Annotated in this window: 27 protein-coding genes; 12 read left to right on the plus strand and 15 right to left on the minus strand. The window is 46.4% G+C overall.

Annotated features, from left to right (window positions below):
* The first annotated feature begins 2 nt into the window (after nucleotides 1-2).
* Complete coding sequence (locus L1D44_RS10320) at nucleotides 3-965, plus strand: sensor domain-containing diguanylate cyclase (protein WP_239890393.1); 963 nt, start codon at nucleotides 3-5, stop codon at nucleotides 963-965.
* Between the two features lie 84 nt (nucleotides 966-1,049).
* Here the strand turns inward: L1D44_RS10320 and rraB are convergent, their stop codons facing one another.
* The 6 genes from rraB to L1D44_RS10350 all read right to left on the minus strand — a co-directional run bounded on the left by rraB (nucleotide 1,050) and on the right by L1D44_RS10350 (nucleotide 5,824).
* The gene (gene rraB / locus L1D44_RS10325; protein ID WP_239890395.1) at nucleotides 1,050-1,457 is read right to left on the minus strand and encodes a ribonuclease E inhibitor RraB; all 408 of its coding nucleotides are present in this window, start codon (nucleotides 1,455-1,457) and stop codon (nucleotides 1,050-1,052) included.
* A gap of 29 nt (nucleotides 1,458-1,486) precedes the next feature.
* A complete protein-coding gene (locus tag L1D44_RS10330; RefSeq protein ID WP_239890397.1) occupies nucleotides 1,487-2,215 on the minus strand; it encodes a 1-acylglycerol-3-phosphate O-acyltransferase in 729 nt (242 codons plus the stop codon).
* A 241-nt stretch (nucleotides 2,216-2,456) separates the two neighbouring features.
* On the minus strand, nucleotides 2,457-3,242 hold the full coding sequence (locus L1D44_RS10335; protein WP_239890399.1) for a metal ABC transporter permease: 786 nt from the start codon (nucleotides 3,240-3,242) through the stop codon (nucleotides 2,457-2,459).
* A gap of 112 nt (nucleotides 3,243-3,354) precedes the next feature.
* Entirely contained in the window at nucleotides 3,355-4,281 is a 927-nt protein-coding gene (locus L1D44_RS10340) for a zinc ABC transporter substrate-binding protein (RefSeq protein ID WP_239890401.1), read from the minus strand.
* A complete protein-coding gene (locus L1D44_RS10345) occupies nucleotides 4,265-5,464 on the minus strand; it encodes a hypothetical protein (protein WP_239890403.1) in 1,200 nt (399 codons plus the stop codon). Before L1D44_RS10345 ends, L1D44_RS10340 begins: the two co-directional genes overlap by 17 nt.
* 78 nt (nucleotides 5,465-5,542) lie before the next feature.
* Complete coding sequence (locus tag L1D44_RS10350; protein WP_220767084.1) at nucleotides 5,543-5,824, minus strand: ABC-type zinc uptake system zinc chaperone; 282 nt, start codon at nucleotides 5,822-5,824, stop codon at nucleotides 5,543-5,545.
* Nucleotides 5,825-6,055: 231 nt separating this feature from the next.
* Between L1D44_RS10350 and L1D44_RS21760 the strand changes: the two genes are divergently transcribed.
* Nucleotides 6,056-6,181, plus strand: a complete 126-nt coding sequence (locus L1D44_RS21760; protein ID WP_275660447.1) for a hypothetical protein — start codon at nucleotides 6,056-6,058, stop codon at nucleotides 6,179-6,181.
* 94 nt (nucleotides 6,182-6,275) lie between these two features.
* On the opposite strand, the gene L1D44_RS10355 is transcribed toward L1D44_RS21760, so the two are convergent.
* Nucleotides 6,276-6,488 carry a hypothetical protein gene (locus tag L1D44_RS10355; protein ID WP_239890405.1) on the minus strand — a complete coding sequence of 71 codons (213 nt, stop codon included), beginning with the start codon at nucleotides 6,486-6,488 and terminating at the stop codon, nucleotides 6,276-6,278.
* Nucleotides 6,489-6,790: 302 nt separating this feature from the next.
* On the opposite strand from L1D44_RS10355, the gene L1D44_RS10360 reads away from it, so the two are divergent.
* Complete coding sequence (locus L1D44_RS10360; protein ID WP_239890406.1) at nucleotides 6,791-8,410, plus strand: mechanosensitive ion channel family protein; 1,620 nt, start codon at nucleotides 6,791-6,793, stop codon at nucleotides 8,408-8,410.
* 79 nt (nucleotides 8,411-8,489) lie between these two features.
* On the opposite strand, the gene L1D44_RS10365 is transcribed toward L1D44_RS10360, so the two are convergent.
* The 3 genes from L1D44_RS10365 to L1D44_RS10375 all read right to left on the minus strand — a co-directional run bounded on the left by L1D44_RS10365 (nucleotide 8,490) and on the right by L1D44_RS10375 (nucleotide 12,295).
* Nucleotides 8,490-10,202 (minus strand): formate--tetrahydrofolate ligase, encoded by a 1,713-nt coding sequence (locus L1D44_RS10365; protein WP_239890408.1) that lies wholly within the window; start codon nucleotides 10,200-10,202, stop codon nucleotides 8,490-8,492.
* 237 nt (nucleotides 10,203-10,439) lie between these two features.
* Nucleotides 10,440-11,306, minus strand: coding sequence for a MaoC/PaaZ C-terminal domain-containing protein (locus L1D44_RS10370; RefSeq protein ID WP_220767080.1), 867 nt, complete (start codon nucleotides 11,304-11,306; stop codon nucleotides 10,440-10,442).
* 104 nt (nucleotides 11,307-11,410) lie between these two features.
* Complete coding sequence (locus tag L1D44_RS10375; protein ID WP_239890410.1) at nucleotides 11,411-12,295, minus strand: TraB/GumN family protein; 885 nt, start codon at nucleotides 12,293-12,295, stop codon at nucleotides 11,411-11,413.
* A gap of 45 nt (nucleotides 12,296-12,340) precedes the next feature.
* Between L1D44_RS10375 and L1D44_RS10380 the strand changes: the two genes are divergently transcribed.
* Together L1D44_RS10380 and L1D44_RS10385 are read left to right on the plus strand one after the other, a co-directional pair.
* Nucleotides 12,341-12,652, plus strand: coding sequence for a prephenate dehydrogenase (locus tag L1D44_RS10380; protein WP_220767078.1), 312 nt, complete (start codon nucleotides 12,341-12,343; stop codon nucleotides 12,650-12,652).
* A gap of 103 nt (nucleotides 12,653-12,755) precedes the next feature.
* Nucleotides 12,756-14,510 (plus strand): bifunctional diguanylate cyclase/phosphodiesterase, encoded by a 1,755-nt coding sequence (locus L1D44_RS10385; RefSeq protein WP_239890412.1) that lies wholly within the window; start codon nucleotides 12,756-12,758, stop codon nucleotides 14,508-14,510.
* A 3-nt stretch (nucleotides 14,511-14,513) separates the two neighbouring features.
* Here the strand turns inward: L1D44_RS10385 and L1D44_RS10390 are convergent, their stop codons facing one another.
* Nucleotides 14,514-15,038 carry a DUF3016 domain-containing protein gene (locus L1D44_RS10390; protein ID WP_239890414.1) on the minus strand — a complete coding sequence of 175 codons (525 nt, stop codon included), beginning with the start codon at nucleotides 15,036-15,038 and terminating at the stop codon, nucleotides 14,514-14,516.
* 246 nt (nucleotides 15,039-15,284) lie between these two features.
* Here L1D44_RS10390 and L1D44_RS10395 point away from each other — a divergent pair, with 246 nt between their 5' ends.
* Nucleotides 15,285-15,590: a hypothetical protein gene (locus L1D44_RS10395; protein WP_239890416.1), complete on the plus strand. Its 306-nt coding sequence runs from the start codon at nucleotides 15,285-15,287 to the stop codon at nucleotides 15,588-15,590.
* A gap of 315 nt (nucleotides 15,591-15,905) precedes the next feature.
* Nucleotides 15,906-16,214 carry a hypothetical protein gene (locus tag L1D44_RS10400; protein WP_220767075.1) on the plus strand — a complete coding sequence of 103 codons (309 nt, stop codon included), beginning with the start codon at nucleotides 15,906-15,908 and terminating at the stop codon, nucleotides 16,212-16,214.
* A gap of 83 nt (nucleotides 16,215-16,297) precedes the next feature.
* Here the strand turns inward: L1D44_RS10400 and L1D44_RS10405 are convergent, their stop codons facing one another.
* Entirely contained in the window at nucleotides 16,298-16,807 is a 510-nt protein-coding gene (locus L1D44_RS10405) for a DUF4240 domain-containing protein (RefSeq protein WP_220767074.1), read from the minus strand.
* A gap of 166 nt (nucleotides 16,808-16,973) precedes the next feature.
* Between L1D44_RS10405 and L1D44_RS10410 the strand changes: the two genes are divergently transcribed.
* The 5 genes from L1D44_RS10410 to L1D44_RS10430 all read left to right on the plus strand — a co-directional run bounded on the left by L1D44_RS10410 (nucleotide 16,974) and on the right by L1D44_RS10430 (nucleotide 20,206).
* Nucleotides 16,974-17,366 carry a hypothetical protein gene (locus L1D44_RS10410; RefSeq protein WP_239890418.1) on the plus strand — a complete coding sequence of 131 codons (393 nt, stop codon included), beginning with the start codon at nucleotides 16,974-16,976 and terminating at the stop codon, nucleotides 17,364-17,366.
* Nucleotides 17,367-17,465: 99 nt separating this feature from the next.
* Entirely contained in the window at nucleotides 17,466-18,263 is a 798-nt protein-coding gene (locus tag L1D44_RS10415; RefSeq protein WP_239890420.1) for a response regulator, read from the plus strand.
* A 136-nt stretch (nucleotides 18,264-18,399) separates the two neighbouring features.
* Entirely contained in the window at nucleotides 18,400-18,672 is a 273-nt protein-coding gene (locus tag L1D44_RS10420) for an HU family DNA-binding protein (RefSeq protein WP_202721201.1), read from the plus strand.
* A 331-nt stretch (nucleotides 18,673-19,003) separates the two neighbouring features.
* Entirely contained in the window at nucleotides 19,004-19,696 is a 693-nt protein-coding gene (locus tag L1D44_RS10425; RefSeq protein WP_239890422.1) for a TorF family putative porin, read from the plus strand.
* Between the two features lie 330 nt (nucleotides 19,697-20,026).
* A complete protein-coding gene (locus L1D44_RS10430) occupies nucleotides 20,027-20,206 on the plus strand; it encodes a hypothetical protein (protein WP_220767070.1) in 180 nt (59 codons plus the stop codon).
* Nucleotides 20,207-20,271: 65 nt separating this feature from the next.
* On the opposite strand, the gene L1D44_RS10435 is transcribed toward L1D44_RS10430, so the two are convergent.
* The 3 genes from L1D44_RS10435 to L1D44_RS10445 all read right to left on the minus strand — a co-directional run bounded on the left by L1D44_RS10435 (nucleotide 20,272) and on the right by L1D44_RS10445 (nucleotide 24,463).
* The gene (locus tag L1D44_RS10435; RefSeq protein ID WP_239890424.1) at nucleotides 20,272-21,651 is read right to left on the minus strand and encodes a sodium:alanine symporter family protein; all 1,380 of its coding nucleotides are present in this window, start codon (nucleotides 21,649-21,651) and stop codon (nucleotides 20,272-20,274) included.
* 251 nt (nucleotides 21,652-21,902) lie between these two features.
* Entirely contained in the window at nucleotides 21,903-23,129 is a 1,227-nt protein-coding gene (gene arsJ, locus L1D44_RS10440) for an organoarsenical effux MFS transporter ArsJ (RefSeq protein ID WP_239890426.1), read from the minus strand.
* Nucleotides 23,130-23,452: 323 nt separating this feature from the next.
* Entirely contained in the window at nucleotides 23,453-24,463 is a 1,011-nt protein-coding gene (locus L1D44_RS10445; RefSeq protein WP_239890428.1) for an ArsJ-associated glyceraldehyde-3-phosphate dehydrogenase, read from the minus strand.
* Nucleotides 24,464-24,481 lie beyond the last annotated feature (18 nt).

Raw genomic sequence — 24,481 nt, forward strand, 5'->3', positions numbered from 1 at the left:
AGATGGATAAAAATACAGATCTAACCGCAATGAACGAACTCCACTGGCTCATCGATATGGTACAGACCATAGAAGTAGGCTTAGTCGTTCTTGATAGAGACTACAACATCCAGCTGTGGAACGGCTTCATGGAAAACCACAGCGGTGTCACCCCGAACTCGATCAAAGACAAAAACCTGTTTGAGCAGTTTGATTACCTGCCAGCAAAGTGGTTGAAGCAAAAGATGGAGTCGGTTTACCTACTGAAGAACAGGGCTTTTATTAGCTGGGAACAGCGTCCATTCGTGTTCCAGTTCAAGAACTATCGACCTATTACAGGGCGAGCCGATTTCATGTACCAAAACGTCACTCTGCTACCACTGTCGTCATTGACTGGTGAAGTGACCCACATCAGCATGATTGTCTATGATGTTACTGACGTTGCGATCAATAAACTGCAGTTAAAGTCTGCTAATGAACGCTTGGAATACCTAAGTCAGGTAGATGGTCTAACTCAGCTGTTTAATCGTCGTCACTGGGAATTATGCCTACAGAAAGAATTTGATCGCCATGCACGTTATGGCAGCGACACGACTTTAGTAATGCTCGATATCGACCACTTCAAATCGATCAACGATACCTATGGCCATCAAGCGGGTGACAGAGTGCTCCAAAACGTTTCTCACACCATTAAAAAATCGTTACGGGAAACCGATTGTGCCGGGCGTTATGGTGGAGAAGAGTTTGGCGTCATCTTGGCAAATACACCGGCGGCTAACGCACGCTTCTTTGCCGAACGTCTGCGTAAGAAACTCGAGCAGTCAGAGATCTGGTATGAAGAACACCTTATCAAGATCACCGTGAGTTTAGGCATTTGCGAACTCACTCCGAGCATAATCGATAGCGATACTTGGGTGTCACAAGCCGATCAAGCCCTGTATCAGGCGAAAGAGGCTGGCCGCAACTGCACTATCGTGCACGAGTAAGCATTAATTAAGTTTGAGTGATAGACGTTAAAAACAAAAATGCCCATCATCTAGATGGGCATTTTGTTTCTAAGCAACAAAGACCTAGTGTAGGTCTTCGTCCTCATATTCATCTTCATCTCTGACTTCTTCGCCATTTTCATCGATGAAATAAGTTCCCCAACCGTCATAATCGATCTTCTGCTTAGCCGCTAGCTCGATCATTTTCTCACAAGCGCTATCTAACAGATCCGTCTTTAACTCATGGTTAGCTACGGCATCGAAACAGTAGATCACAGAGCCATCTTCTAGCTCCATCTCTTCGGCGTCATTGACTTCATAGCCTAGCTTAAATGCGTCAACAGCCGCCTTTTCTAAACGATCGAAATTTGTCGATGAAAAGTGATGCTCGATAGTGTACTCGGCATCGGGTAATGAACCGTCAGCAAGAATCGCTTCAACGATCTCACGGTTTTCTTGTTTCTGTTCGTTTAACTGGCGTTCAATAGACATCGATGACTCCTCAAAAATTTCGCGACCGATTATACCGCTTTAGTCATTAATGCAGAAGCTTCTTGGTTCAACTGTGACAACTTTTCCGACATCATAGTGTGAATACGTTTAGAGAGCTCTTTCACCTGTGTCTTATCAATGCCTGTAGTTTCAATCGGTTCCATCATCTCAATGATCACTACACCATTGTTCCAACGGTTTAGCTTAATATGACATTGATTTGAGGCTAACACAGGTACCATAGGCACCCCGGCGGCTATCGCCGTATAGAATGCACCGGCTTTAAATGGCAGCAGACCTTTACCACGAGAGCGTGTGCCCTCAGGGAAAATCCATACCGATAAGCACTTATCTTTAATCTTACGCGCCGTAGCCGCCATAGTGTCAAAGGCTTTGCTGCGGTTTTTACGATCGATAAGAATATTGCCCGATAGCCAATAGATCTGTCCGAATAACGGCATCCAGGCGAGACTCTTCTTACCTAGACTCACGGTGCCTTTTGGCACAACCGCGGTATGGGTAAACATGTCGAAGTTATTCTGGTGGTTTGCCAGAAAAATGCACGGCTTACCACTTTGACTTTGCGGGTTACGTACAATGACCTTAATGCCCAATACTGGAGCCGCCCAAGAAAATACTTTGGCGAACATATGTACGTTGTCTCGATGACGAGGACGTAAAATACAAGCTAAGCCACCGATAATAAAGGCTAATACCAGCATGATAGACAAGATCAAACATCTAAGGATTAACAGCACTAGAATCTCCCGCGATTTAATTGGCGCCAGTATAGCCACCAACTAGATGCGACTCAATATAAATACGACTTATGTCAATGAACATTAGTTTACACGTGTAGCCTGAATGCAGACCAAACGAAGTTAAAATCACGGAACTTTAGCGTAAATAGCTTAAGCGAACTTTAATCTCATGCATTCTAAGCCGAGGATTTTAACTTAGTTCTTTTGGCCGTAAGGTCTGACCTGACATAAATCTAGTTCATCCGCCGCCCTCTAAAGCCGAATGTCTGCTCTTCAAAGAGAGGCAAAGCCTAAACACTATTGCTGTCACAGCTAACGTCGCCACTATGGCTGCGCCGCTAGGAAGATCTAAAGTGGCAGAGAGGACTAAACCCGCAACATAACCGACTAAACCAACGAAATAAGCCCAAGCTAACTTGAATCGGCCATTGAAGTGATTCACCGCCAACGCAGGCAAGATCAAGCTACTAAACACCAGATATACGCCAACCAACTCCACAGAAAGCGTGATGACCACGGCGAAGAGCAGGTAGAAGGCTCGCCCTTCGAGTAGAGAGGGGCGGTAGATCAGGGCGAGCAAAATAGCCGAGTAGACAACAACAGGCAAGATTAGCTGGCTCCAACTCACCCATAAGATCTGGCCAGACATCAATTGCTTCAACATCTCTGCGCCATGGGGATCGTTTGATAGCAGTAACATGGCCGCCACAGCCGCTAATACATAGAAACAGCCGATAATGGCTTCCAGTTCATCGGCCATCCGCTTAGATAGCCAAGCGATAAAACCGGCCCCTGCGATGGCAAATAATGCAGGCATCCACACATTTGAAAATGGCAAAGCTTCGATGTCATGATTTAGATGGCCAACGATCGCACCCAATGCTGCGACCTGAGCGATCGCCAGATCGATAAAGATAATGCCTCGCTTTAATACCTGTTGCCCTAAGACAACATGGGTGGATAACACCAAGATCCCCGCAGCGAAAGCAGGCAGCAGGATAGAGAGAAGATCGAGATCAAACATAGGTAATGACTCTATATCATAATTGATAAATCTAGGACGGATCCCTTAGTCGAGATCCGTCCTATTCGTGCCTAACCTTGGCTGATTAGGCGTGTAGCATTGCAACTAACGATTACTGCTTGGCACTCAACAAGAGCGCAATTGCACTGTCGTATAGCGTAAACAGATCGACACTCTGATCGTTACCACCAACCGACATAGGCAAGACGAGAACCGGAAGATCCGAGCGCTCGGCTAACCAATCAGCCCCACGCTCACTCTGATATGAGGCGATAACGATTGCCAATATATCGCCCTGCTTGGCACGATTTAATAAGCTTGCTAGGTGGGAGCTACTCGGCGGTATCCCTGGCTTTGGCTCGAGATCCGCAACCTGCTCCAGCCCTAGCCAGTTAAACAAGTATTTAAAACTGGAGTGATAGGCGATCACTTTGCTGCCCTGCAAGGCTTGCGCCTTTGCTTCCCAATGAGGGATCGCAGCCTGCCAACGCTCGCTAAAGCTAACTAATGACGACTGGTACTGTGCTTTATTATCGGGATCTAACTGCACAAGTTTGGCCGTCAAGGCTGTTGCCACATCGAGTAAACGATTGGGATCGAAATGCAGATGCGGATTACCTTTTGCGTGCACATCTCCCATGGAGCGATCCACCGACTCGAGCTGATCCAGTGTGTCGATCTGCTCGGCCGCAAAGAACAAGCCTTGATCCGTCGAACGCACCTTGGCGTTTGCCGACTTCATCTGCAGCATAGGTAGCCAACCTACCTCTAGATCCGCTCCGGCGCAGATTGCCAGGTCGGCCTGGCGCATCTTAGCGATCAGACTGGGGCGCGCTTGCACTTGATGCGGATCTTGCATCGCCGTCGTGGCCGAATAGATCTTGGCATCTGGCGCCAGCTCTTTCGCTAATGCGGCGTATTCCGGCTCACAAGCAAAAATATTTAAGCCTGCAACCGCATTGTTGGTCACACCAAGGGCTAATGCTAGCGTGAGGGCTTTTGCCCCTTTAGATAATAACTGCTTAGAATTGATGCGCACCGTGGGCCCCCAGAGTCATGACATATTGTAGCGTGATGATGTTGTCATCTTCGAAGCCATCAAAGTTAGTGCCTTGCTGGTTGGTATACTGCAAACGCACGGTAGAAAAGTGACTATGGTGCCAAGCTAGGCTCACCTCAGTCTCTTTAAGCTTTTGCGGATCGAAGTGATCGCCATGCATCAGTTGGGTATCGACTTGGCCGTAGCGTAGACCCGCAGACCAATGAGGCGAGAATTGGTAAACACTGCTTAAGTACCAGCCCTCTTGATAGTCTTTACCTTCATCACCATGGCCATGTTCTTCATGATCATCGTGTTCTTCCAGAGGCTTAAAATCAGTAACACGGAAGTATTCACCACTCAGTGTTAGGTGCTGATACTTGTAGTTACCGTTTGGCGCCCACTTATAGACAAAGTCGGCAACGTAAGTGTTTTCACCTGTGTACTGCGCACTGTGGCTATGGTCGTGACCATGATCTTCATGCCCTTCTGGCTCAGAATGATCATGTTCATCAGCGGTCATGCGGCCATTCTCATTACGCAAGTAGCTCAAACCAGCCTGCCATGAACCGTTAGCGCCCACATCGCCACCAAGCTTAGTAAATGCGGTATACACCCCTAAGTTTTCATAGTCACGCTCACCATGCTCATCGGCGGCGCGCATGTTGTCACCTTTGAAAGCCTCAACCCCCATGGTCCAATACAGATCCGTCGGTGCTACATAGCTCAAACGCACACCATCATCGAAATAGTGGCTGCCTAAAAATGCGCGGTAAGCGGCAGGTCTATCGGAAAAGGAATCTGTATGTACGTGCTGATTATTCAGGTAGCCGATATCCGACAAGAAGCGGCCTGCACGAATAGAGAAGCCACCTGGCATTGCTAAGGTTTGAATGAAGGCTTCTTCTAAACCCAGCTCAGTTTCGCCGTCATGCATCTCGACAACCGCCGTTAACTTACCATAAAACATATCATCGATATTGGCGCTCATCGCCAACTCGGTATGGCCTAAACCAAAGCCTTCAACCCGTTCTGACATCGGTCGCTCGCCACTTTGATAATAGCCGTCTAGCACGGCACTAATGGCAGGGTTTGTCAGGCTAGGATCACTTGCCAATGCTTGAGTTGAAAGTAGCGCACATGCTGCAGCTACGCCTGATAGGCGCATAGTTGAAATAGTCATTTTATTCTCCGAAATACAGCTAAGCCTTCCCGGTGGGAATGCTTAAAAAAATTCTTAGTTATTGTTTGATATGAAGAATTACGCTGATACTGGAGGGGCGCGGCTATTAAAGAAACTCACATGACGCGAGTCAGACTTTGGAAGGATGTACTCTTGGCTGACAACTCCCTGACGCTCTACAGCGATATGAAGCTCACAACTGGGAAGCAGGTTGTTGACCTGGTGTTGGTGATAACACAGAGTACAATGGGTTTTAGCGCCATCGTCCAAATGACTCAAACTATGAGCGGACGCGGCAAATGACAGACACAGGAATACGGCTAGAAGCCCCATTACCAGTTTCTGCTTTACGTTACTCATTAGAATCACAGTGTTAACCTTGTGTGTTAAAACATGACAAGTTTATGTGGCTGAGGATTGAAGTCAAGCCTTCAATGAAGGTAAGAGTTACAAAGTGTTTGTGAGATAGATCACCTAAACTTGAATAGCATTTAATACTGTCTTAAGCTCTAACCACTAATATTGCTAGCGTAAAATGGTATCCATAGTGATATTAAACAAGAGTTTATCTTTTAAAAAGGCGCAAATATCATGCTTGAAGTAATTCGTAGAAACTTAAAGTTCATCATCATGACAACGCTATTTTTTGTTGCGATACTCGGCGGTATTTATTACGTAGAAGCGGCACTTGAAGCGCAAGTCCAAGTCGTTGACTAAACAAGTCATTGACTAATTTTAGCTCGAATAAGTAGCTCTGTATTTATACTCTGATGGCCCGAAGCCATCAGAGTGAATGTCTGAATATCCGCTACTAACGATATTTTTTAAGATGTTCGCTGTTATCAACAACTTCAACTTCGGGCGCTTGCCTTACTTTCAAGTTATCCATGATATGGCTCACCAGCATCAATAAAATAGCGAAAATAGCGACAGGGATCCCCACCGCTCTAACCTCTGTATCGAAGTAACTCCACGCAAATAGTATTGCACCAGTATAAAAACTAATAATTTTAACCCAAGACAAAATCACACTTTTACCTAACCAAGCCTGACAAAAAGGGCATTGGATCTCAGTACTCAGCCCCTTTCCTCTTTGGTTTTCAATTTTATCTATCGCAAATGATTTAGAACAATGGGCGCATATCACTGAGGTAATCTCTCTTAGGCTGCATATTGGCTCACTTTTGCTCCAATATTAAAGCCGCAAAGCTTAGCAGATTTATCCCTGTATTCGCTATTTTGCTTGTCACTATTACAATAACAAATCGACAGTTTTCCAATGTCGTAATATTATTACTAGATCCAGAGACCTATCGGACACACCTAATGCATAGAATGCTCCCCAAAATTTTAATGCTTATTTTCTGCTTCTGCTCATATGCAGCGACAGCAAGTACAGAGAATACTGAATTAAGCAATAACCTAAACAAAATTCAAAGCCTGATCGATGCTGATGTAAAAGCACTACCGAATACTAAAGGCGAAATTAAAAGTTTCCTTGAATATCGCATTGGTCGCAATGCAGCCTTACTCCAGGACACTTTAAAGACTCAGGTGGAAAAAGCCGATCCTGATTACGCTTTTCTAAAGCCTTATATCGTTAAGCAGTTAGTCTTTACCAACGAAGTAGAAGCTTACTTTGAGAAACAAAGAGCTAACCTTATGGGTCAAGTCGGTAGCGGCGACGACAATAAGATCATGGTGGGTCTGATGCAGATCCAGCGCGAGCAAGACAAACTGTTCACGGCTGAAAAAAGTCTATTAAGCTGGGCTAAAGATGCTGGAATCGATACCGATGCACAAAGCAAAACCTTTATCGCCACCCTGATTACTCGTGCCGACGATCTCAACAGTTTTGTCTACTACAACCAAGAGCGCTTAACTCAGGCTGTGGCCGATGTGCAAGTGGCTGGCGCCGATGTGAGTAGCGAGCAAAAGTCGCTTGTGGTTGAGCTAAAGGAACGCTTAGATCAGAGTTCTACTAGCCTTTCGACCACTATCGAGCTGCTTGACTCTCTAGGCCAAGATACCGCACTTTATAAACAAACACTGTTTAGCATTTCCGGAGATATCACCCAAGATGTATTGAACTTCGATGTGGCTAGCAGCCTGTTGTCTGAGTGGATGACTATCGCTAAGACTCAAGCAATGGAAAATGGCGCAGGCATTCTATTTAAGCTGATCATTTTCAGCCTAATCCTGTTCCTTTCTAGCCTAGTCGGCAAAGTCGTTAAGCGCGTAGTACAGAAGACTGTAAGCAACTCTAAGCTTAAATTCAGTATGCTACTGCAAGACTTCTTTATCTCGCTATCGGGTAAAGCCGTATTTGCTCTGGGTCTACTAATCGCCCTATCTCAGCTTGGTTTCGAGCTCGCTCCACTGCTTGCCGGTTTCGGTATCGCCGGTGTGATTATCGGTTTTGCGCTGCAAGATACCCTGTCTAACTTCGCTTCTGGCATGATGATTCTGATCTACCGTCCATTCGATGTGGGCGATCTGATCAACGCCGGCGGTGTAACAGGTCGTGTAAGCCACATGAGCTTAGTATCAACTACCATTAAGACCTTAGATAACCAAAGACTTATCGTGCCAAACAATAAGATTTGGGGCGATACCATCAACAACATTACCGTTGAACATCAGCGTCGTGTAGATATGACCTTTGGTATCGGTTATGGCGATAATATCGAGCATGCAGAGAAAGTACTTACCGATATCGTAATGGCACATCCACTCGTGCTTAAAGATCCTGAGCCTATGATTAAGCTACACACCTTAGGTGAATCTTCGGTGGACTTTATCGTCCGTCCTTGGGCTAAGCCTGAAGATTATTGGGATGTATACTGGGATATCACCCGCACAGTTAAAATGCGCTTCGACGCAGAAGGGATCAGCATTCCGTTCCCACAACGCGATGTGCATATCTATCAAACCGCTGCAGAATAAATTCATTCTCGCGCTCTAATATGAAAAAGCCCCGACAACTTATGTTATCGGGGCTTTTTATTATCTATTGCTATCGTCCTTAAGCTAGGCCGACAATCTCACCATCATCATTGATATCGACATTGAGGTAGCCTGGCTTTAATCCAAGCCCTGGCATGGTCATCACTTGGCCCACCAGCGCCGTGACGAACCCCGCCCCTGCGTTGAGCCTTAGCTCGGTAATAGGCAGCTCGAAGCCTGTCGGGATCCCTTTAATGTTAGGGTCATGACTTATCGACATCGGGGTCTTGGCGACACAGATAGGTAACTCACCATAATGATGCTTAGTCAGCCAGCTTAGCTGTGACTTAGCCTTTTCAGATAAGGTGACACTCGATGCACCGTAGCCCACTTCCGCCAGCGTCATCAGCTTAGACTCAAGACTGCTGTTGCTCTGGTACAACAGGTTAAAGTCAGAGGTGGTTTGTGTCGCTCGGTAAACCATATCCGCAAGCTTGGTCGCTCCCTCGGCACCTTTACCAAAGGCTTCGCTAATCTCGCTACCAAAGGCCTTCGTCTGCTCAACGGCCTGCTTCAGCCACTCAAGCTCCTCGTTGGTATCGGTTGGGAAGCGGTTAATCGCAACCACAACTGGCACACCATATTGGCTGACGTTGTTGATATGCCACTCTAGGTTGGCGAACCCTGCCTGTAGGCGCTCCATATCGGGTAGATTAATATCTTTGCTAGACTCGATGCCGCTGTTAGCTTTAAGCGCCTTAAGTGTTACCACAACGACAGACGCACTCGGAGCATAACCCGACTCTCTCACCTTGATGTTACTAAACTTTTCAAAGCCCATATCGGAGCCAAAGCCCGCCTCTGTGACGACCACATCCGCAAGCTTTGCCGCAATGGTGTCGGCGATAATCGAGGAGTTACCGTGAGCAATGTTGGCAAACGGCCCTGCATGAATAAAGCAAGGATCACCTGACAAAGTTTGCATCAAGGTTGGCTCAATCGCATCATGCATAATCACCGTCATCGCACCCGCTACGCCTAGCGCTTCGGCGGTAATAGGTTCACCTTGAGTATTAAGCGCCAACACTAAGCGGCCAATGCGCTGCCTAAGATCTTTTAGATCTTGGCTTAGTGCTAGAATCGCCATCAACTCTGATGCGGCGGTAATATCAAATCCCGACTCATGTACTGGACCATTGACTGCACCATAACCTACTTTTATCTGTCTTAGGCTACGTTCATTATGATCAACCACTCGGCGCCAAAGGATATTATCTGGGTCGATATCGAGTGCAGTTAAACCAGACTCTTGAGCGAAGGCTTCTGCCCCAAGACGAGTCTCATGGAATAGACGCGCATCGATAGCGGCTGCCGCTAAATTGTGGGCACTGCTGACCGCATGGATATCACCGGTCAAATGCAGATTCAGCTCCTCCATTGGGACGACTTGCGCATAACCACCGCCCGCAGCCCCGCCCTTAGTGCCAAATACAGGCCCTAAACTCGGCTGACGAATACAGGCGCAGGTCTTAATGCCATTAAGGTTCATGGCTTGGGTCAAGCCTACGGTCGTTACGGTTTTACCTTCGCCAAAAGGGGTCGGTGTCACAGCCGTCACAATCACTAACTTGGCATTTGGTCTATCCGCTAATCTTTTAGCGACTGACAATGAAACCTTCGCCTTGTTGGCACCACACAAGGAAATTTCATCGGGCAGTAGGCCCAACTCATTGGCGATTTCGGTTATAGGTAAACAGGTATGTTGGCGCGAAATTTCAATATCTGAATGCATTCGAATTTTTCCACGTTTTATTTTTATGTAGGGTAGTTACCGCTGCAATATAGGTGATCTCAGATAGCGAGAAAATAACAATAGGGTGTTATTTTAGCTTTTTGTAATCTACGTCAATAAACTGGTTATTTTTTTGCCGATTTTACGCTCAAACTGGCGAGGAGAGGTTTCTTCATAACGCTGAAAATAGCATTAAAAAAGGCGCTAAAAGCGCCTCTCATTTATTGATGTGACTGCTTATAAAAAAGTGATTTCGCCACTCAGATGTGGACGGCGTCCCTTTTGATCTCTGAGCTCAAATACAGTTTTATCCTCAAGCTGCTCGGCTGCAAAGCTAACACTGCTAGGCATAAACAGCGGTAACTTAAAAGCCACATCAATCTGACAGGCGCGATCACCAATAGTTGGCATCAACTGCGCGATACAGCGACCTTTCGACCACATGCCGTGAGCGAGAACGCGATCGAAACCGAAACGTTTAGACATCACAGGATGAAGATGGATCAGGTTATAATCACCCGATGCCTTGGCATAGCGACGACCTAAGTCTTCCGCCAAACTCCAGCTTACCGGCTCTTGCCAAGCCATATCATTAGCCTTAGGTGGACGGACTCGTTTAGTCTTTCCTTCTATGCGGTACAGATAGGTCGACACCGACTCCCACACCAGCTCGCCAGCAATGTAAGCTTTAGAGACTAACTCAAACTCGAGTCCAGAGTCCGTTATACGGCTATCTGTCAATGCACATTGGATATCGAATTTCTCATCCACACGCGCACTGCGATGTAAGGTGATGCTATTTTTTAGGTGGATCATCCCAAGTAATGGAAAAGTAATCGCATCATGGGTAAAGATAACCGCATGCAGCCTAAACGCCATCACATAAAGGTAGGTCGGCGGCAGTGTTTTGCCATCGAAGTCGAATCCACACACTTTAGCGTATTGCGCCACTTTGTCCTGAGACAGAGCAACATTCTCACTGCTCACTTTGATCATCGGCAATGGCTGCTCATCCCAACCGGGCTTGCGTCCAAAAAATATCTTGCGATAAAGAGTGAATAGCGATGGCAACGCCTTCAAATCGATACAGTATTCTTTATTCAAACCGATAAAACCTTTCAAAATGACAGGAAAACTAAAATAAGCGGCGCATTATACCCCAAAACGGCCAAACCCGATAATCACATCCAGAATGAAGAATATTCAGCTTACAAACACTGCTGCTGCCAGCAATTTTTAGTCTTCACACCTAGAGGTTGCAAATATGACTGTACGCTCTTTTGCCCCACCAGATGTCCGGCTCCCACCACAACAAATAGTGGCTGCGCCGTCTCGGGAGACTCCATTAAATTAACGATCCCTTGCGCCATAGTCTGGTTACGCCCCCAGAGCATTTTCTCAACCATCTCAATCTCACCTTCGCGGAGCATCTCCCCCTCCATCAAGTCGGCCAGTTCGGCTTCATCACCGCTACGCCAAGCCGAAATGAGCTTAAGCATATCGGTATCTTGCGCCTCTATTGCCTCACGCACCATGCTCCACTGAGTGCTGGCATCGAAAGATGCCAATAGCTCAAATTGAAACTCAGTACTTTCCAACTCATATATGGGCTTAGTGCCAGCCTTGCTCACTAATACGGCATCCACCCCGTAGTCACCGCTGTAGCCTAATGCGGCATAACGACCTATGCTCACCTGCATCGACTGTAGCCAGGGCGCATAGTTTTCAATCGCCGTACAGAAGGGCTGCTTATCTTGGCAATATTGGCTAATAATCGATTGAGTCTGATCATCCATAGGCAGTGACTTTGAGCCATATTTAGCTAACAACGCAGGCACATCGGCATCTCGTACATCCGCCTCTACCACCACAGCAGCCGACTGTTTGTACGCCTGCTCAATCTGCTGTGCGAGTGGAAAAAAGTTGGCTTCACCGACATGAATGGACCCTAGTAGGTAGGCAACCTTTCCTTGATAGGATATTTGATAAAATGGCGGCTTATCACTCGGTGCTGCCTGGGTAGTCAATGCCACAAACAGCATAGCTAAGCCTACCATGGCGAATAAACGCTTAACGACACTTGTTGCTATCATGCTTGCCCCTTATAATTTAGCAAAATTTCTAATTGAGAGGCTGTTATGCCACACACACAGGTTATCGAGCAACTTAAAGCCAGTTTGCAAACCGCCTACCGCCAAGCCATCGATGCCGATGCGAGACTCGACGAGCTTAAAAAGGCTGGCCACGTAAAATTTGATGCCATTTTCAGTCCATCTGAGGGCTTCACCACTAAAAGCAATCGCTTTACCCCATACGTGCAAGAGCTAGCTGCCGAGATGGAAGGCTTTATTCAAGATCCAGAGTCTATGGCTAAAGGCCTTGAAAGCCATGTACCTAAGCTTGGTTTATTGCTACAAACCATGCAGGCTTTTAAGTCAAATTCAAAGTAACACCCAGAATATCAATCCGTTAAAAGCGGATTGATATCTGTCATCTCACTGTCACACCTGTGTCATACACTTTGCTACCACACACACAATCGGGTAGGAAAGGATGTCCGCAATCGATCTGCAATTCGAACTCTCAAAGATCATCGATAAAGAAAAAATCAAAGCAGTCTTTCAACCTATATGTAATCTCTCTACCCATCAAATTCACGGCTATGAAGCACTAAGCCGAGGGCCTGAGCATAGTCCACTATTTTCACCTGTACCACTATTTACAACGGCTGCCTACGAGGGACGCCTATCGGAACTCGAAACCTTGTGTCGACGGATCTCCATTCAGCAATTTAAAAATACCCAGCTCCCCGGCAAACTGTTTCTCAATATCTCTCCTAAGGCGCTACTCGAGCCCAACCATGCTAAAGGGCTCACCCTAAGCCTAGTACAAGAGCTAGGGCTAGATCCTTCTCAGGTTGTCATCGAGTTATCGGAGCAGTATCCAGCCGATGACATAGATCTGCTTAAGTCCTGTCTCAATCATTACCGTAGCCAAGGTTTTTTAACAGCGATCGATGATCTCGGGGCGGGCTATTCTGGATTAAGGCTATGGTCAGAATTGGCCCCCGATTATGTAAAAATCGATCGCCACTTTATCGAATCAATCGATACCTCTTCGGTAAAACAGGAGTTTGTTCGATCCATCATCGCCCTGTGTCAAAACCTCAGTTGCAAGGTCATAGCCGAGGGCATTGAGACTCATGGAGAGCTTGCGGTTCTGAAGCAGTTAGGGATCATCTATTGTCAGGGTTTTCTGCTCGGCCGCCCAGCTTCCTCGCCCAACCGCCATATCCCATTTGACCCCGCCTTAGAACCCACTACGCAAAAGGTGCGCTTTGCCGAGTCAGCTCAGAGCCTGTGTAGCAAGGCCACAACTTGCCTATCTCACAGCAAACTTAAGCTTATCGGTGAGCAGTTCAATCAAAATTCTAGCTTACAAGCTATCGTTGTGATGGAAGGCGAGCGCGTGATAGGTATGGTGCAAAGAAGTCAAATCATAGAGCTGTTTAGCACTCCCTATGGCCGAGCTTTGCACGAAAATAGAAGCGTGAATGAGGTGCTAACCACTGAGCTTATCCATATCGAAGCCGATATGCCCATCTCTCAGGTTAGCCAACGACTCACTAAAGAATCGAGCGATCTTGTCGTGCAGCAATTTATCATCCTAAAGCAAGGCAAGCTACTCGGTATCGGCCAAACCAAAGATCTGTTAGCTAAGATAACTGAACAGAAAATTGCCATGGCGAGGCATGCGAATCCGCTAACCGGACTCCCCGGAAACATCCCCATTCAAGAGGAGCTACAGAGGCTACGCCAGCAAAAAAGGCCCTTCTATCTGGCCTATTTTGACCTATCTCATTTTAAGCCATACAACGATATTTACGGTTTCTACCGAGGTGATGAAGTGATTATGGAAGTCTCTCGGCTACTCTTACGCCAACAAACCAATAGCAACTTTATTGGTCATGTGGGCGGAGATGACTTTGTAATAATAAGCACCAGCCCAGAGATTGAGCGCCAGGCTGTACAAGTTATCGAGGATTTCGACGCAGTGAAAGCAACTTTCTATTCAGCGAAGCACTGGCAAGCTAAGCGGATGTTGGCTGAGGATAGGGATGGCAAACGCTGTTACCATGGCCTTATCTCCCTCACTGCGGGGCTCCTGCCACCTAACGTCACAATCAATTGCAATGAACATCAACTGTCACTTTATAGCGCCCAAGCAAAAAAACAGGCTAAACAAGCAGTAAGCTCATTTAGCCTGTTTACAGTCGATAACGCTATTGCTGCACAAGTTGGCGGTTAACGTCTACAACTGAGGGGCGATCGATGTTTTAAGCCAAGATGTTAGCATCTCATTCTCATATCGATACGGCTTGTTATTCATCTTATTGATTGAATGCATAAAGTTCATATCTGTTAGCTTTTCGTCGCCCGCGATAATCACCTGATCTCCCTCGATCACTTTATAACTAAAGGTTATACGTGGTGGATAGATATCTTTGACTACCCGTAAGTCGTTAGTGGTTGCACCAAATGTAGGTCTCACATCGCCAGCCAAGTCCAGATCGGTTACCACCATCTCAAGCTTCTGATCCGGTTTTAGCACTTTGCTAGCTTCCTTATTCAGGTTCTTGGTTAGTTGATCAAAGGTGCGCGTCTCGAAGCGTGATTGAATATCGCCACTAGAGCGAATATCACGAAAACTATTTGGGTCTTGCCACTCAACTTTCACCACACCGTCTTCAGTCACTGGATTCTCAGCCGCTTCATCTGCCGCCCAAACTGAGCTAGATGCGAGTATCCCGGCTACAAATAGAGTTTTCAATGTCATATGCTTCCCCCTTGAACATAAGCGAGTGATTAACAATTGAACTATACAACACAGTTCCTGTATCGCTGCTTAACCTAGTACATTAGATCTTTGTCATTCATACAATCATATTAGTAGACCATATTATAAACAAACTAGTTGCATCAAATTGCATCAGAATCACACGCCATCAGTACGGCTCTTTAGATTTTTATAATGAGCCGTTAAGCTATGAGCGTTATCCGTAAGTCTTAGGAAACCGAGTCCATGCAAAAGTTCACTCCCATCATCTTTGTCGTTATCTTATTTACTGCGCTTGTCGCGGCGATTTTTAGCATCAATCAAGGCGAGACGGCTTCACAACCAGAAAACTGGTCGGCTTTTATCTATAAAAATGGTTATAACTCAGGGCGGTATGAGATGAAAGATGGCTTCGACAGCTATCCAAGCTGCAAAGCCTATGCCCAGCAAGCATCTGACAAGCTTAATGGTGTGGCTTGGGAGTGCGGCTTAAATTGTGGCTTTGACTCTATGCGACAAGGCTTCCACTGCCAGACCATGACCAATGAGTGACGAGTGATAAGTGACATGAAAATGGGTCAGTTACAGCCTACTCTCACTTTTGATAAGCATAAATTGTACAAGCGTTAACTCTGCTCCCCAGTTTTCTATCCCTTTTCCCTCAGCCCGCCTGAACAATAATCAAAACGGGTAATGACCGCCCTTCGAACTAGGTGTTCACTTTTTGTTCAGCTTTGGTACATGTTACATCCGCTAACATTCGTATCAAGTTAAACATTGAACAGCGCTCTTTAAGCTGCCAACACAGATGCAGCGATAGAGTAAGCAACTGAAACTGGTCACTCATTTTATTGTTTGGAGTCAAATATGAACTACTCAACGACTAGCAAGATCTCATTCTCTGGCCCCATGGCATTTATCGCTGCACTGCTGATAGCATTTAGCTTTATCGGTCAGGCTAACGCCCAAGAATTTACCGCTAAAGAGAAAGCAGCAATCAGCGAACACTACGAAATTCTCGCTGAACATCAAGCCGAGTCAGACCAAGCATTAGAGTCAAAGTTACAAGCGGAGTTTGATGAACAGGTGCTAGATTCAGAGCAAGAGTTTATGGAGCTAACCTGTGCCAGCCACGGACTCGATTTCGACAGCGAATTTGAAGTCTGCTATGAATAAAGAGCTGACTAGCACAATCCATTACCGCTGCTTGAATACAAAACGAGGCCCTTTGGCCTCGTTTTGCTATTAAGCAGTGCAACTTAAAATGGAAAGGCCGCACTTAATTGAGGGTAAGCCGCCTTAAGCTGCTTCTTCTTATGGGAGAACTTTTTCCCAGCAGGGTTTGCCTGACCGGATGGCACATAAGGTAGCTCATCATCGGCACGTTCCTCATAAAGCTGACCAGCGATCAGATCGTACTCATCAACAAACGGATAGGCATAACCATCTTTTTCCGGCCATTGAGCTAGATTTCCAAGTTCATCAGGGGTTTCAACCACCCTGTCGTACCACTCTTTGCCTAAAGAGATTAAGAAGCAACGAAACTCGGCAAAGGCATACTCAGAATCACAGCCCGTGACGATATAGGCCGCGCCCCATACATCCCAAGTGTATGAACGACGCATCTGCTGACCAAATATCTTGTCAAAATCTCTCAGATCTTCATTACTCAGCGGGCTCAACTTCTGTTTTAGTGCCTCGGCAAGCTCTGTTTGATCTTGTTGTGGTGATGTTCGGGTCACTAATGCCCAAAACTCAGATTCTGTCATTGGATTCTCTAATCGTACCTTGTAATGCTGGCTATTCTAACGCATTCCCCGCCAGCTTAGCTAAACAATCTCACGGCGAAGCGGCTTGTTTTATAGACGCGACACTCGGTTTTTTTTAAACTCCACACAACAAGAATATAAAAAATATGACGACTTTAGGTACCCAATGACAAAACCACATCCACTGTTAGCTATTTTGATGTTTCTCTATGCTCTACTCGCCATTGCTGCACTGTGGCGCACTTTGAGCACGCAAGCATTCGATCTGCTAACTCTCGGCGTCTTCCCAGTACTTTACGGTCTTATCATGCGCCGTTTCTGGGCTGGTGTCGTACTCAAGATCTATCTGGCGATTCAAACCGTTGCGCTGCTTGCACTAGCAACCGCAGCCATTATCGCCTATCAAATTACCCCTGAAGATGTCGTGGTTATCGTCAAGGGGCAGAATATCCCTATCGTCGCCATCGTAGTGGCAGCACTTATCGCGATGACATTTCAGTTCTGGGTGGCCTTCAGCCCCAAGACTCGCCTCTATTTAAAGCCGGAACCTCTTGCCTAAATAAAGCATTGCCTTAGGGGCTCCTGCGTTAGCACTTAGGCTAGAAAACGCCAAAATAGCAGTCATTAATAGCAATAACTAAAATCGGTAATTGAATCTATGCGCCATTTACAGCCAAGCGAACTGTCAATCTTATTGGTAGAACCATCTGATACTCAAAGAAAAATCATCTGCCAGCGTCTTGAGCAGGAAGGGATCCAACAGATCCAAACAGCCACCAATCTTGCTCAGGCTCTAAAGATCATCAATCGCCACCAGCCGGATCTCGTGGCAAGTGCCATGCACTACGAAGATGGCACCGCGCTGGAGTTACTGCAACAGATCAAGTCATCCCAGCACTTTAGCGATATTCAGTTTATGTTGGTCTCCAGCGAGTGTCGTCGCGAACAGTTAGAGAGCTACCGCCAATCTGGCGTGGTCGCCATACTGCCTAAACCTTTTACAGCAGAACACTTAGGTAAGGCATTAAACGCCACCATCGACCTACTCAGCCATGATGAATTAGATTTAACCCACTTTGACGTGCAAGATCTACGCGTCTTGGTGGTTGATGACAGCAAAATGGCCCGCAACGTCATTAAACGCACCATCACCAACCTTGGATTAAGGCTCATCACCGAGGCTGAAGACGGCCAACAAGCCATTGAACTGATGCAGCAGCAGATGTTTGACTTAGTCATCACCGATTACAACATGCCAAGTGTCGATGGACTCGAGTTAACCCAGTTTATTCGCAACGATAGCCAACAATCACATATTCCGATCTTAATGGTCTCATCGGAGGCCAATGAGACCCATTTAAATAACGTTTCTCAGGCTGGTGTGAATGCCCTGTGCGATAAACCTTTCGAGCCAAATACCGTGAAACAGATCATTTATCAGCTACTTGAAGAGTAAAAAACTGAGAAATCGCCCCTATTTTTGACTTTAAGCCCTATTTCATAGGGTTAAAGCGCTTTTAAATTGCAGAAGCTTGTGGCATGTTACATAACGCTACTAACAAATAAATCTACGGAAAGAAGAGACTATTCAAATGAATAAGACTGAACTTGTTGCAAAAATGGCTGAATCTGCAGAACTAACTAAAGCTGAAGCCGCTCGCGCCCTAAAATCTTTTGAAGAAGCAGTTGCTGAAGCAATGAAGAGTGGAGAGAAGATCTCTATCGTTGGTTTCGGCTCTTTTGAAACAACACAGCGTGCAGCGCGTACAGGTCGTAACCCACAGACTGGTAAAGAAATCCAGATCCCTGCGGCTACCGTACCTAAGTTCAAAGCAGGTAAGACGCTTAAAGATAGCGTTAACTAAATCACTGTTTCCGCAGTAAATAACTAAACCTCCTTATGGAGGTTTTTTTGTATCCTAAATTAGTCTTCATCGTATACCAATTGCATTGAGTATCTGTTCACTCAGTGGGAATTAAAATCCTTGAGTGCTGCTGAGTAGACTAATTACTTAATGCTATTGCTGTAACTGCCCTATCACGGTGCCTGTTGCCCCAAGCTGAATCATATACCTCACCCCCTCTTACACCACAAAACTCAAACAACTGTTTTTAAACGATAAAATTATTGGCTTAGAGTTTGCTAATTCTTATCTGAAGTAAAACCACAATAATGTTTCTACGAAGGGGAATAGAATGAACAAGTTACTTATAAAGAGCACTGCAGTTCTAATGGCCACACTACTGAGTAGCACTGCACATGCAGCGGTTGAAGGAAACATAGGTGCAACCTCTAACTACCTATGGCGTGGGATCACTCAGACCGATGACAGTACAGCAGTGCAAGGTGGTATCGACTACAGCCACGATTCAGGCTTTTATCTTGGCACCTGGGCTTCGAATGTCGATTTTGGCGATGACACTAGCTATGAAATCGATCTCTATGGTGGATTTGCTGGCAGCATTGGAGAGGAGTTTGGCTATGATGTGAGCTATCTCTACTACGCCTACCCTGACGCAGATGGCAACATAGACCTAGGTGAAGTCAGTGCTGCGATTAGCTGGAAATGGATCGAAATAAGCTACTCTCACCTAGTCAATGCTGGAGATGACGTCACAACTGAGCCACTGGATAACACCGATATGGGGTATCTGCAAACCACCTTAAGCTATGACCTGTCTGATACCCTCTTGATTGCAGCCCACTATGGGTACTCCAGTGGCGACGTAGTAACCGCTTGGTACGGCGTCAGCAGCTATGCCGATTACTCACTGACTCTCAGTAAAGAGACCAATTTCGGAACGGTGTCTTTTGTTGTCAGTGATACAGATCTTAAAAATGACGATGCCAAGATTTTGCTCGGATACAATTACAGTTTTGAGCTATAACTCACTGTTTAAAGGTCTATTTTAATTATTATTTAGGGTAAATGACCAAAGCCCTAATATAAGACTTTTAGTTGCTTAATTTCATTAAGCAACTAAAAAACATCCAAAATAATAAATTTCGAACTAAAAATGTAATTTTGTTACATTGATCGCATATTTTTAAATCACTCCCTGCTAAATTCCAAATTAAGCACTCACTAATAAGGTTTAACCAAGCAAGCCAATGAGCGCTTACATTGTTTAGTTATTAACCTGAAGGTATCGACAGCATTCCCTACACGCTAATAGAGCGATTCGGGCCAATGGATACCTAGCTAAGAGGAATTCGTGATGGCTCAGACTATTGACTTTGTGCCCAACGATGCAGAAATTGAGGCATTAACAACGCCTAAGAATCAGCAGGCTGCTGACGAGTTAGCACACAAAAAAGCGGTAAAAAAGCGCCTTGAAGATTATCTTGAACGCGCACAATTAAAGCGCGATTTAAGTGAAGATGACTTTTGGGCATAAGCCTAGCGCGATAAAAAAAGCTCCTGAATACACATCAGGAGCTTTTTTAGTTTATGCAGCCGCGGCTATTTAGCCTGTTGTGATTCCATATCCGCCTGGCGCTTCTTCAAGAAATACTCTCTGGTAAGTGCAAATACCACAGGGCTAAGTAACGCCAAGGCGATCAAGTTAGGGATCGCCATCATGGCATTAAGCGTATCTGCCAATAACCAGATAAATTCCAGCGAGCTGACCGCCCCTAAAGGCACCACGATTGTCCAAAGGATCCTAAATGGCTTGATCGCCTTAATGCCAAATAGGAACTGCACACACTTCTCACAGTAAAAACTCCAGCCCAAGATAGTGGTGAAGGCGAAAATACTCAAAGCGATAGCCACTACATAATTCCCCATAGGGAAGGCGTGAGAGAAGGCGAAAGAGGTTAGCGCCGCACCGTTCTCACCCGAAGTCCATGCGCCAGAGACGATAATCGCCAGACCTGTGATGCTACAGACAACTAGGGTATCGATGAATGTTCCTAACATCGCCACTAAGCCCTGGGCAACAGGATTGTTGGTCTGCGCCGCGGCATGGGCAATAGGTGCACTCCCCAAACCCGCTTCATTAGAGAACACGCCTCGAGCCACACCAAAGCGAATCGCGGCCCAAACTGCCGCACCTGCAAAGCCACCTTGCGCGGCAACAGGATTAAAGGCGCTATATAAGATCAACTCAATTGCCGCAGGGATCTCTGAGGCGTAGACAACTAATACCGCCACCCCCGCTGCCAGATAGAAAATGGTCATCATAGGCACCAGCTTACCGGCGACATCGGCAATACGTTTAATACCGCCCATCAATACCGCACCCACCAGCACCATAAGTACTACACCGGTAATCCATGTTGGCACACCAAAGTTACTGCTCAGCGCGTCGGCGACCGAGTTGGCTTGAACCGTATTACCGATCCCAAATCCCGCTAATGAACCAAACAGCGCAAAGGCTGTGCCTAGCCAAGCCCACTTGGATCCAAGACCATTTTTGATGTAGTACATCGGGCCACCAACGTGGTTGCCATTGTCATCGACTTCACGATACTTTACCGCTAACACAGCCTCGGCAAACTTGGTTGCCATCCCCACCAACGCGGTACACCACATCCAAAACAGCGCACCGGGACCACCGATGAAAATCGCGGTTGCCACGCCGGCAATATTACCCGTACCTATGGTGGCCGAGAGTGACGTCATCAAGGCGTTAAAGGGGCTAATCTCGCCTTTCATTCTCTTATCTTTATCGGGAATACGCCCAGACCACAGGAGTTTAAAACCTGTGCCTAGCTTTAAAATTGGCATCAGGCGCAAACCAAAGGTCAGGAATAATCCTACCCCTAAAATCATGACCAGCATGGGCGTCCCCCAGACCACACCATTGATCATGCTTACAAAATTCGTAATAGCTTCCATTCAAACCTCGTCGATACAGAGAATTTATCGTTATTATTTATATTTATAATCATGCATTTAGGGCTTTTTGATCTTCCCTCGCTTTAGCAAGATCAAAAGGTCCTAATAAAGTGAGTGCGTAATCTAGAATGAAAAACACACTCAAACTTTCAAACAGAGTACAACGAATTGTTAACGTTTGGAAAGGTTGAAAAATAAACTTGAACGGTTTTGCCATAGCGCCTTGCGGCATTATAGCTATACAGCAGCGCTCAACTTTTAATTTGAGTGTTAGTCCGAGGCAATTTGAAGGAGATAACAAAGGTGATAAACAACATCGCAGCCGAAATAAACAAGCAAGCCGACAAGCCTGCCGCTTGATAGACCCAACCAGAAAGTACAGTTCCCAGCAACCGCCCCATCGCATTAGCCATGTAGTAGAAGCCAATATCCAGCGAGACGCCGTCTTCTCCGGCATAACTGACAATCAGGTAACTATGTAGAGAGGAGTTAATCGCAAAGACGGTGCCGAAAATCATTAGCCCAGCAATCAGTGTGAATTGAGGAGCAACCCAGCCAGTCAATATCAGCACGGCAAGGATAGCGGTTACCAATGTGAGTAAGCCCACCCACCAAGTTGCCACTTTGCCATCGGGCGCTTGCTTGCGTGCTGTAAAAGAGGGAGCGATGGACTGCACCATGCCATAGGCGATTACCCAGAGCGCCAGAAAAGCCCCTACACTGCTATGCTCCCAGCCAAGCTGGCTAGCGAGAAACACTGGCAAGGCTATAACAAACCATACGTCTCTCGCGGCGAACAGAAATAGGCGTGCGGCAGAAAGAATGTTAACGCTATCACTCTTCGAAAATATCTGAGTAAATTTAGGCTTTGACTTAGCTTTGCCTAGATCGGTTTTCAAACTCAGCATACTGCCAAACCACACAATCAACAGCATTACCGCCATTATCGCCACCGCACCGCTAAAGCCTGCAAGCGACAGCAATAAGCCCCCTAAGAAGAAACCAGCCCCTTTTAGCGCATTCTTAGAGCCGGTTAATATCGCGACCCATCGATATAACTTATCTTCGGCATCTTTAGGCACTAAGGTTTTAATCGCGCTCTTGGCACTCATCTTATTGAGATCTTTAGCGATCCCCGATAGCGCCTGCGCCGCCATCACCCAAGGTACGGTGAGCATTGCAGCTGGTAATAACAACATAGATAGCGCGACAATCTGTAGCCCTAAGCCAATGTTCATGGTTTTATTGAGGCCAAGTCTCGCACCTAACCAGCCACCAACAAGGTTAGTGATCACGCCAAAGATCTCATAAAACAGGAACAGCATGGCAATTGCCAGCGGCGTATAACCTAAATCATAAAAGTGCAGCACCACCAACATGCGCAAAGCACCATCGGTGAGTGTGAATGCCCAGTAGTTCCCGGTAACGATTAAGTATTGCTTAACGCTATCAGGCAAAGAACGATATTTAGCTATCACGGCTTACTCTCTATATACCAATAAGAGGACCTAGGATACTAGGGCGTGGCTTCGCCACTGCTAGGACGCTTCGCTGCGAGGAAAAATCAACAGCCAAAGCATTCGTCCCAGCTAGCACAGTCTTCGCTTGCTCTGCTTTTCCTAGAACCTAGAACCTAGAAGCAAAGCGCCCTGCTTTTCCTAGAGCCTAAAAGCAAAACGCCCTGCTTGTCCTAGGACCTAGAACCTAGAAGCAAAGCGTCCTGCTTTTCCTAGAACCTAGAACCTAGAAGCAAAGCGTCCTGCTTTTCCTAGAACCTAGAACCTAGGACCAGCTTTTCCCTCTAAGCCTGATCCAACTTGCCGACCATGATCGCCAGCTCTGCGGTGCGATTGGCATAGCCCCACTCATTGTCATACCAGACATAGAGTTTGACTTGGGTGCCGTTAACCACCATGGTCGATGGTGCGTCAACGATGCTTGAGCGCGGATCGGTTTTATAATCCACAGACACCAGCGGACGCTCTTCATAGCCTAAAATGCCTTTAAGCTCCCCCTCAGCCGCTTGCTTAAGCAACTGGTTCACTTCGGCTTCTGTTGTTTCACGATTAAGTTCAAACACACAGTCAGTAATCGAGGCATTCGCCAGCGGTACACGCACAGCATGGCCATTTAGCTTACCCTTTAACTCTGGAAAGATATGGGTAATGGCTGTCGCACTGCCAGTGGTGGTTGGAATAAGGCTTAAGCCACAGGCACGAGCGCGGCGCAGATCTTTATGGGGCGCATCTAAAATTGTCTGAGTATTGGTGATGTCATGGATAGTGGTCATCGAGCCATGCTTGATTCCAATGCTCTCATGGATCACCTTAACCACAGGGGCCAAACAGTTAGTGGTACAAGATGCGGCGGTCACGATAGGGTGAATATCTTTATCGTAGAGATCATGGTTAACCCCCATGACGATATTGAGTACGCCCTCTTCTTTCACAGGCGCTGTAACCACGACTCTTTTTACCCCTTGATCTAGATAGGCTTGCAGCAAGGCTTTAGTCTTCATCACGCCCGATGCTTCAATCACCACGTCACAACCAGACCAGTCGGTGTCGGTAATCGCTTTGTTCTGGCTGGTCGCTATACGGCGATCGCCAATGACGATAGTGTCGCCTTCTGCCGTCGCCTCTTCAGACCAGCGGCCATGAATCGAGTCGAATGTCAGCAAGTGAGCCAGTGTTGCTGCATCACCGGCGGGATCGTTGATCTGTACAAATTCAACTTCACTGTTATTCCATGCCGAGCGCAATGCGAGTCGCCCCATTCTACCGAAGCCATTGATACCAATTTTGATTGTCATAATTATCTCTCAACCTAA

The organism is Shewanella sp. Isolate13 (genome assembly GCF_022398325.1).
Classification (GTDB): domain Bacteria; phylum Pseudomonadota; class Gammaproteobacteria; order Enterobacterales; family Shewanellaceae; genus Shewanella.